Origin of the sequence: uncultured Microbacterium sp., from assembly GCF_913776565.1 — a bacterium.
Lineage (GTDB): Bacteria > Actinomycetota > Actinomycetes > Actinomycetales > Microbacteriaceae > Microbacterium.
Genome location: NZ_CAJYPF010000072.1, coordinates 1 through 5,840, shown reverse-complemented (window position 1 = coordinate 5,840; position 5,840 = coordinate 1). Strand labels below are relative to the sequence as shown.

The window sequence follows — 5,840 nt, the reverse complement described above, 5'->3', positions numbered from 1 at the left end:
TGGACGAGCAGCCCGATGACGATCGCCCCGAGGATCCATCCGAGCGCGTAGCCCGCGGAGGGGCCGAGGAAGACGCCGAAGCCCCCGCGCCCTCCCGCGAGCAGCGGAAGGCCCGCCGCCGTGAGCGCGAGCACGACCGTCACCGAGAGAGCGCCGAGCCACGGGCCGAGCACGGCCCCGGCCAGCATGACGCCGAGCGTCTGGGCGGTGATGGGCACCCCGCCGAACACGGGGAAGCTCCCGGGCAGCCCCAGCACCACGATGAGCGCGGCGAAGACGGCGACGCGGGCGAGGTCGGTCGCATCGAGGGTGCGGGTCATGGGGCGCCTTTCCTGAACGATGTTCACCTGAACGGCGTTCACTATACTCGGACGCATGTCACCCCGAGGGCACTCCGCCGACGACGTCGCCCGCACCGCCCTGCGGATCCTCGACGATCACGGCCTTCCCGACCTGACGATGCGTCGCCTCGCGACAGCGCTCGAGGTGCAGCCCAGCGCCCTGTACTGGCACTTCCCGAACAAGCAGACCCTGCTCGCGGAGCTCTCGGACCGGATCGTCGGGCGGATGGCATCCGGAGCCCCCGATGATCTGCGGGTCGAGGCGAACGCCCTGCGCGACGCCCTTCTCGCCTACCGCGACGGAGCCGAAGTGGTCTCGAGCACCCTCGCGATGGGTCTGGGATCCTCCCTCGCGCACGACCGGCTGACCGCTGCCGTGGCCGCCGCCGGCTTCGACGCCGACACCGCCCGCCGGGTCGCGACGACCGTGCTGCACTACGTGCTCGGCTTCGTCTGGCACGAGCAGCAGCGCCTGCAGTACGACAGCGCCGGCGCGCGCGAGGGCGCTGTCGTCCTCGAGTCCGACGACTTCGCGTTCGGTGTCGACCTGATCGCGTCCGGTCTGCGCGCGCGTCGTCGGGTCTGACCGCCGCCGCCGCCGCGGGTAGGGGCGTCCGGGCGTCGAGGCCGCACCTGCTCGCCGAGACCGTAGGCGTTCGGCCGCTACGACATGCGGTCTCGACGAACCGAGGCGGTCTCGGCGCTCCGGCGGGGCCGGCGGGGCGCGCGGGCCAGGCGGGCGGGGCCGGCGGGGCGGGCGGGGCTGGGCGGGCGGGGCGGGCGCGCGGGCGACGGGCGGGGCGGGGCCGACGCGGCGTCAGCGCTGCTTGACCTCTCCGAAGAGGCGGGCGATCGGCACGAGCACGGCGGGACGCGCGGCGATCCAGGCCGCGGCCATCACGACGAGGGATGCCGCGAACAGCAGCAGGCCGGTCGGATCGCCCGTGAAGGCCTCGGGGTCGACCGCGCCGCGGGCGGCGTACATGTGGTTCAGGTTGCGCAGCGCCCCGGTGGCGAGCACCAGGAACACGTGCACCGCGATGAACGCCACGAAGAAGAGCATCGTGGGGAAGTGCACCTTTCGCGCCCACTCCACCGGGTACAGCCGGTTGAGTCGAGCGGCATCCTTCGGCCAGACGCCCGAGAGCCGCACGCCGCTGACGATCGCGAGGGGCGCCGCCACGAAGGTGATGGCGAAGTACGACAGCTGCTGCAGGCTGTTGTAGTTCACCCACCCGTTCTCGGTCGGCCAGTCGAGCGAGGCGTACTGCAGGGCGGCCGAGAGCGCGTTCGGGAAGACCTCCCACGAGGTCGGCACGATCCGCATCCACTGCCCGGTGACCACCAGCAGCACCGCGAAGACGACGCCGTTCGCGATCCACAGGATGTCGAGCGCCTGATGGAACCACAGGGCGAGACTGATGCGGCGCTTCTTGTCGTTCCGGGGCGACCAGAAGGCCGCCGGCCTCTTCTCGCGGCGCACCTGCCACCCGGTGCGGATGATCAGCAGCAGGAAGAGGCTGTTGAGGAAGTGCGACCAGTTCAGCCAGACCGGCAGCCCCACGGGGGCGGACGCCGGCAGGGGGTATTCGCCCGGGAACACCGCGAGGAACTCCCGACCGGGTCCGATCGCCAGGACGAAGCGGGCGAGCAGCACCGCGATCCCGGCGAGCGCGAGGGCGAAGACGCCGAGCACCGCCGTCGATCCGAGCAGCTGCACGGGCGAGTAGTCGCCGAGGGAGGGCCGGGATGCCGTGGGCTGGCGCGCAGCGGGTGCAGCACCGGACGCCGCCCGCCGCGCGGCGGCGCCGGGCCAGACCGTGCGGCGCACGGTGAGCGGAGGGCGCGGCGCGGCATCCGCGGGCGGCGCGGGGGCCTCGCGCGGCGCGGCATCCGCGACCGGTGCGGCATCCGCGACCGGTGCGGCACCGTCGACAGACGCGGAGGCCTCGCTGGGCGCGGCCCCCGGGGCCGCGCCGCCGGCCGGAGCAGCGGATGCCGGAGGCCACGGCTCGCCGCCCGGCTCGCGCGGCAGACCCCGGCGCACGCCGTCGGCCACGGCCTGCGCGGTCCGGGAATTGTCGGCCGCTTCGTCCGCGCGCCCGGGAGCGGCGGGGGCCGGCGGCCACGGCTCGCCGCCGGGCTCGCGCGGCAGACCCCGGCGCACGCCGCGGGTCACGGCTTCCGTTCGTCCGTGCGCCGCGGGCGCGGCGTCGGCGGCCACGGAACGAGAAGGCGGAGTCCCACCCGCATCCCCCTCGGTCAGCTTCGGATCGGGCGGGGCGTCCGGCGCTGCGGGCACCTCGGCTTCCGCCGGCGGCCAGGGCGGCCCACCGGGCACGCGCGGCAGCCCGCGACGCGGGGAGCGGGGTGTGGACGCCATCTACTTCTTGTGTGCCTCGAGCGCGCTGATGAGTTGGGGGACGACGGTGAACAGGTCTCCGACGATACCGAAGTCCGCGATCTCGAAGATCGGCGCCTCGGGGTTCTTGTCGACCGCTACGATCGTGCCCGCCGTCTGCATGCCGGCGCGGTGCTGGATGGCGCCCGAGATCCCCAGGGCGATGTACAGCCGCGGCGAGACCGACACCCCGGTCTGCCCGACCTGCGCGCTCGCGGGCACGTACCCGGCGTCGACCGCGGCGCGCGATGCGCCGACGGCGGCCCCGAGCACGTCGGCGAGCCGCTCGACGAGCGCGAAGTCCTCGCGCGAGCCGACGCCGCGCCCGCCCGAGACGACCGCCGTGGCTCCCCTGAGCTCGGGACGCGACGAGGGCGCCGCCGTCTGACGGAAGCTCTCGATGCGGGCGGACGGGACCCCGGATGCCACCACCTCGAGCGACTGCTCCACGAGCGGCTGCGCGGCGAGATCCCCCTCCACGGCGCCCGGCCGCAGCGTCGCCAGCAGCGTTCCGAACGTGGGTGCGCCCTCGACCGTGAACGCTCCCCCCAGCGCGGAGTGCTGGACCACGACGCCGAGTTCATCGCGCGCGACCCCGACGACGTCGGTCGCCAGGGGCAGGCGCAGGCGCGCCGACAGCCGGGCGAGCGCGTCGCGGGGCTCGACCGCGTGCGAGGCGAGGACGAGGTCGGGTCGCTCGCGGTCCACGGCCGCGGCGAGGGCGTCGACGAGGGGGACGGTCAACCGCTCCGTGTCGACGTCGGCGGTCAGCACCCGCACGGCCCCGAGCTCGGCCGCGGCGGCCGCCGCCGAGGCGCGCGCGTCGGATGGGGCCGCGATCAGGGCGACCGGCTCACCCGCGCGCGCGGCGGCGGTCAGCAGCCCCGACGACGTCGCCGGGAGCGCACCGTCGGGCAGCACCTCGAGCAGCACGATCACCGTGGGCATCACGCCACCCCCTCGGCCACGAGGAAGGCGGCGAGCTTCTCGCCGGCGTCGCCCTCGTCGACGATCTTGGTGCCCGCCTGGCGGGGTGGGCGCTCGGCCACGGACAGCATGATGTAGCGCGGCACGACGGGGTCGTCGGCCACGACGCCGAGCGCCGCGGCATCCACCGTCTCGTACGGCTTCTTCTTGGCCGCCATGATCCCCTTGAAGGTCGTGAAACGGCCCTCGGGCAGCGCCTCGGTGACCGAGACCACCGCGGGCAGCGGAGCCGACACGCGCAGGGTGCCGGCGTCGCTCACGCGGTCGCCCGCGACGGCGTCGTCGGTCAGCTCGAGGCTCGACAGCCCCGTGAGCTGCGGCATTCCGAGCGCCTCGGCGACCATCGCGGGCACGACGCCCCCGCCGCCGTCGGTCGAGAGGTTGCCGGCGAGGACCAGGTCGGCCCCCACGTGACGCACGGCGGCGGCGAGCACCTCGGCCGTCAGCAGCAGGTCGGCGCCGCGCAGGGCTTCGTCGACGATGTGCAGCGCCGAGGTGGCGCCCATCGCGAGCGCCTTGCGGATGGTCGCGCTGGCCGAGGCCGGTGCCATGGCCACCACCGCGACCTCGGTACCGGGGTGAGCATCCGCGTACGTCAGCGCCGCCTCGACGGCGCGCTCGTCGATCTCGTCGAGCACGGGCGACGACGCGGCCCGGTCGGTCAGCCCCGTCTCGAGGTCGAGACGGCGTTCGCCCCAGGTGTCGGGGACTTCTTTGATCAGCACCGCGATCTTCATCGACCTGGCTCCTTCGGATGGGGAATGGATGCCGCGACCCCGCGGCGGCGGAAGGGTTCGGCGCGCGCGGGCTTCGACAGGCCCGGCCACCGCTCGCGCGACGTCCCCGAGCTCGTCGAAGGGACCGGAAGCCACGTCCCCGAGCCGACCGAGCGGTAGCGTGAAACGCGAGGAGGACCGATGACGCGACGACTGCCGGTCGACCCGATCGCCGAGGCCAAGCGCCAGTGGCTCGCGCACGGCTGGGACGACGCCGCCGACGGCATGACGGTCGTGACCTCGGTGATCCGCGCGCACCAGCTGCTGATGGCATCCATCGACCGGGCGCTGAAGCCCTTCGACCTGTCGTTCTCGCGGTTCGAGATGCTGCGACTGCTCGCCTTCACCCGCGAGGGACGGATGCCGATGGCCAGCGCGATCGCGCGTCTGCAGGTGCATCCGACGAGCGTGACCAACACCGTCGAGCGTCTGGCCCGCGACGGCTTCGTGGCGCGCGAGCCGCACCCCACCGACGGGCGGGCAGCGCTGCTCGTGCTCACCGACGCCGGGCGGCGGCGGGTGGGCGAGGCGACCGACGCGCTCAACGTCGTCTTCGCCGACCTCGGCCTCGACGACGACGACGCGACGGCCCTGGTGCGCATCATCGCGCGCTTCCGCAAGGGCGCGGGCGACTTCGCCGACCCCGCACCCGTGCCCGATCCGCTCTGACCCTCGCCGGGCAGCGCGGATCCGCGGACCGCCGCGCCCGCCGAGTGCCGTCGCCCCTCGTCGTTCATCGGTGCGTGAACGACGGCGCCCGCTTCTCGCGGAACGCCGCCATCCCCTCCTTCTGATCGGCGGTGTCGAACAGCCCCGCGAACGCCTGCCGTTCGAAGCGGACGCCCTCGGCGAGGGTGGATTCCAGCGCGACATCGAGCGCCGCCTTCGCCGCGTAGAGGGCGGGGAGGGGCTTCTCGGCGATCGTGCGGGCGACGCTCTCGGCCTCGTCGAGCAGGTCCGCGGCGGGCACGACGCGCGACACCAGGCCCGCGCGCTCCGCCTCGGCCGCGTCGATCATGCGTCCGGTGAGCACCAGCTCCGCCGCCTTGTAGTACCCCAGCGCCCGGACGAGTCGCTGCGTCCCACCCATTCCGGGAATGACCCCCAGCTGCACCTCGGGCTGACCGAACCGGGCGCGATCGGATGCCAGGATCACATCGCACATGAGCGCGAGCTCGCATCCGCCGCCCAACGCGTACCCCGACACAGCGGCGACCACGGGGGTGCGGACCGCCGCGAAGCGCGCCCAGGCGCCGAAGTGATCGGTGAGCATCATGTCGAGACCCGACTTCTGCTCCATCTCCTTGATGTCGGCTCCCGCGGCGAAGGCTTTCT

Annotated in this window: 7 protein-coding genes; 2 read left to right on the top strand and 5 right to left on the bottom strand. The window is 74.1% G+C overall.

Translation table 11 applies throughout. From position 1 onward, the window contains the following. A partial coding sequence (locus QZ433_RS04345) for a biotin transporter BioY (protein WP_295780189.1) occupies positions 1-320 on the bottom strand: 320 nt, incomplete at its 3' end. Positions 321-375: 55 nt separating this feature from the next. Here QZ433_RS04345 and QZ433_RS04340 point away from each other — a divergent pair. Further along, a complete protein-coding gene (locus tag QZ433_RS04340; RefSeq protein WP_295780188.1) occupies positions 376-927 on the top strand; it encodes a TetR/AcrR family transcriptional regulator C-terminal domain-containing protein in 552 nt (183 codons plus the stop codon). Positions 928-1,158: 231 nt separating this feature from the next. Here QZ433_RS04340 and QZ433_RS04335 read toward each other — a convergent pair whose 3' ends face one another. The 3 genes from QZ433_RS04335 to QZ433_RS04325 all read right to left on the bottom strand — a co-directional run bounded on the left by QZ433_RS04335 (position 1,159) and on the right by QZ433_RS04325 (position 4,466). Beyond that, entirely contained in the window at positions 1,159-2,520 is a 1,362-nt protein-coding gene (locus tag QZ433_RS04335; protein ID WP_366761879.1) for a cytochrome b/b6 domain-containing protein, read from the bottom strand. A 204-nt stretch (positions 2,521-2,724) separates the two neighbouring features. Continuing rightward, positions 2,725-3,690: an electron transfer flavoprotein subunit alpha/FixB family protein gene (locus QZ433_RS04330; RefSeq protein ID WP_295780186.1), complete on the bottom strand. Its 966-nt coding sequence runs from the start codon at positions 3,688-3,690 to the stop codon at positions 2,725-2,727. Continuing rightward, the gene (locus tag QZ433_RS04325) at positions 3,690-4,466 is read right to left on the bottom strand and encodes an electron transfer flavoprotein subunit beta/FixA family protein (protein WP_295780185.1); all 777 of its coding nucleotides are present in this window, start codon (positions 4,464-4,466) and stop codon (positions 3,690-3,692) included. The genes QZ433_RS04330 and QZ433_RS04325 overlap by 1 nt, the downstream gene beginning before the upstream one ends. A gap of 180 nt (positions 4,467-4,646) precedes the next feature. On the opposite strand from QZ433_RS04325, the gene QZ433_RS04320 reads away from it, so the two are divergent. Then, positions 4,647-5,174: a MarR family transcriptional regulator gene (locus QZ433_RS04320; protein WP_295780184.1), complete on the top strand. Its 528-nt coding sequence runs from the start codon at positions 4,647-4,649 to the stop codon at positions 5,172-5,174. A 64-nt stretch (positions 5,175-5,238) separates the two neighbouring features. Here the strand turns inward: QZ433_RS04320 and QZ433_RS04315 are convergent. Next, a partial coding sequence (locus tag QZ433_RS04315; protein ID WP_295780183.1) for an enoyl-CoA hydratase-related protein occupies positions 5,239-5,840 on the bottom strand: 602 nt, incomplete at its 5' end.

Bases quoted from the DNA above. Each gene is read 5' to 3' on its own strand.
- QZ433_RS04330 (WP_295780186.1), bottom strand. From the start codon at position 3,690: ATGCCCACGGTGATCGTGCTGCTCGAGGTGCTGCCCGACGGTGCGCTC.
- QZ433_RS04340 (WP_295780188.1), top strand. From the start codon at position 376: ATGTCACCCCGAGGGCACTCCGCCGACGACGTCGCCCGCACCGCCCTG.
- QZ433_RS04325 (WP_295780185.1), bottom strand. From the start codon at position 4,466: ATGAAGATCGCGGTGCTGATCAAAGAAGTCCCCGACACCTGGGGCGAA.
- QZ433_RS04320 (WP_295780184.1), top strand. From the start codon at position 4,647: ATGACGCGACGACTGCCGGTCGACCCGATCGCCGAGGCCAAGCGCCAG.